The organism is Burkholderia sp. Tr-862, from assembly GCF_011753085.1.
GTDB classification, from domain to species: Bacteria; Pseudomonadota; Gammaproteobacteria; order Burkholderiales; family Burkholderiaceae; genus Burkholderia; species Burkholderia ambifaria.
Window position 1 is genome coordinate 1 of sequence record NZ_VWWG01000332.1, and the last position, 2,257, is coordinate 2,257.

The following is a 2,257-nucleotide window of genomic DNA, read 5'->3' on the forward strand; positions in this document are numbered from 1 at the left end:
GTTCCCGCGCTCGGCGCCCTCGCGCTGCGCGCCGCGCGCGGCCTCGCACCGCCCGCGAGCGTCACGCTGATCGGCGGGCCGCTCGACGCGCGCGTCAACCCGAGCACGCTCGGCACGACCGCCGCGTCGCGTTCGCTCACTTGGTGCCGCCGCCACCTGATCGACATCGTGCCGCCCTGCTTCCCGGGCCGCGGCCGGCATGTGTTCCCGACCTATCTTCAGCAAGGCGAAATCGCGCTGCTGTATCCGCAGCGCTTCCTGGCGCTGATCGAGGACTACGCGCGCGCCGCGTCGCGCTTCGACCTGACGGCGCTGACGGACGCGCGGCGCGCGCTGCGCGAATACACGGCGCTGCTCGACATGCCGGCCGAATACTTCCTCGATACCGTCGATGTCGTGTTCCAGCGAATGTGCCTCCCGAACGGCACGTGGGACGTCGGCGGCCGGCGCGTCGAGCCGGCCGCGCTGCGCGGCGTTTTGCTGCTGACGGTGGAAGGTAGTTGCGACGCCGTCACCGGCGCCGGCCAGACGCATGCGGCACTCGACATGTGCGGCGGCCTCGCGGCCGGCGAGCGCCATCGTATCGATATCGACGATTGCGATCACTACGGGCTGTTCACGGGCGACCGCTGGCGCGGCGACGTCCATCCGGCGCTGCAGCGGGTGTTCGCGCAGGCCGAAGCCGCTCGCCCCCGTTCGCGCCGGCGCCGGGTCAGGCGGACGTGATGCCGTCGTCCTGCGCGCGGGACGCCTCGAGCAGCGCACGCACCTCGTCGTCCCCGGTCTGGTCGAAACGCGCGTAGAACTGGCTTATCCCGAAAAAAAGGTACGGCTGCGACACCGTCACGAACGCGTCGGCCAAACCGTCGAACACGTGCCGCGCGCCGGCCGGCGCGACCGGTGCGGCGGCCACGATGCGCGCGGGATGGCGCTCGCGCAGCGCCTGCAGCGCGACGCGCATCGATGCGCCGGTCGCGACGCCGTCGTCGACGACGATCGCGATGCGGCCGTCGACCGGCAGCGGCGACCGGCCGCCGCGATACAGCGCGTCGCGGCGCTCCAGTTCGACCGTTTCGCGCGCGATCACCTCGGCCAGCTGGCCATCGGTCACGCCCATCGAGCGAATCGCCGCGTGTTGCAGGTGGATTGCCCCGCCGGTCGCGATCGCACCGATCGCGAATTCGGGATCGGACGGCATGCCGAGCTTGCGCACGACCAGCACGTCGAGCGGCGCGTGCAGCGCCTGCGCGATCTGGAATGCCACCGGCACGCCGCCGCGCGGCAGCGCGAGCACGACGACGTCGCGACGCCCCGCATAGTCGCGCAGCGCGTGCGCAAGCCGGCGACCCGCGTCGGCGCGATCGGCAAAACACTCGGTCACGATCGGCTCCCTGCGTTGCGCCGCATGCGCGAGACCCGCGCCGGCGCCTGTCCAACGAGCATGGTTCATCGGACGCGCCGATGCAAGCGGGGTCACACCGGCGTGGATGGCATGCGGATTGCAGCCTGGGGCTTGCCGCGCGGAAAGGGACAGTGGAATTCGCCCAGGCGGGCGCCGGACAGTTCGCCGGTCAGAGGCCGCCGGCCTGCCGGTACAGCCGCCAGAACGACTGCGCGTACGACTGCGCGAGCTCCGGCGCGCGCTGGAACACGTTCACCGTTTCCGCGCGCGCGGCGGCGTCGTCGGACAGCGTCGTCAGCGCGACGCTGTCGTCGACGATCACGAAGCGCGGTGCCGGATCGCCCTGTCGCGAGTCGATCGCGACATCGATGCCGGCCGATTTCAGATAGCCTGCGCCGCTGTACTTGCCTGCACGCGACGAACGCACCAGCACGACCCGCACTTCGATCCCGCGCGAGCGCGCCGTACGCAGCGCGGCCGCGACCGCGGGCGGCACATACGCATAGCCGGCCAGCAGCACGCGGCGCTGCGCTTGCTCGATCAGGTCGACAGTCGCGTCGGCCGCCGCATTGTCATACGAAAAGTACGTGCCGACCGAGGCGGCGTCGGACGGAATCGGGCTGGCGTGGGCGCTCGCCGCGCAGCCGAGCGCGGCGAGGAGGAAGGCGGCTGGTCTCATGGCGGGCGCCATTGTAGCGACGCCAATGCGCGTGGCAAGCGCCTGCTGAAACGGTGCTGCGCAGGCGCAACACCCGCCGCGGAATGGCCCTCGAACGGACCGGTTCCCGAATCGCTGCGCCGCCTTGCCGGGGCGCTTGCGGGCCGCTCGCGCGCTGCCGGTCAGCCGGCCGCGAC

General features: G+C 72.0%; 2 protein-coding genes and 1 pseudogene. 1 reads left to right on the plus strand and 2 read right to left on the minus strand.

The annotated features are described in order from the left end of the window. A pseudogene (locus tag F3J14_RS34540) lies at positions 1 to 726 on the plus strand (polyhydroxyalkanoate depolymerase); the annotation flags it as partial. Here F3J14_RS34540 and F3J14_RS34545 read toward each other — a convergent pair. Then, complete coding sequence (locus tag F3J14_RS34545; RefSeq protein WP_166726708.1) at positions 713 to 1,381, minus strand: phosphoribosyltransferase family protein; 669 nt, start codon at positions 1,379 to 1,381, stop codon at positions 713 to 715. The pseudogene F3J14_RS34540 and the gene F3J14_RS34545 overlap by 14 nt on opposite strands. Positions 1,382 to 1,571: 190 nt before the next feature. Continuing rightward, complete coding sequence (locus F3J14_RS34550; protein ID WP_166726707.1) at positions 1,572 to 2,093, minus strand: phospholipase D-like domain-containing protein; 522 nt, start codon at positions 2,091 to 2,093, stop codon at positions 1,572 to 1,574. Positions 2,094 to 2,257: the final 164 nt, after the last annotated feature.

Excerpts from the sequence above, each read along its gene's own strand:
- F3J14_RS34550 (WP_166726707.1), bottom strand. The coding sequence starts at position 2,093 with ATGGCGCCCGCCATGAGACCAGCCGCCTTCCTCCTCGCCGCGCTCGGC.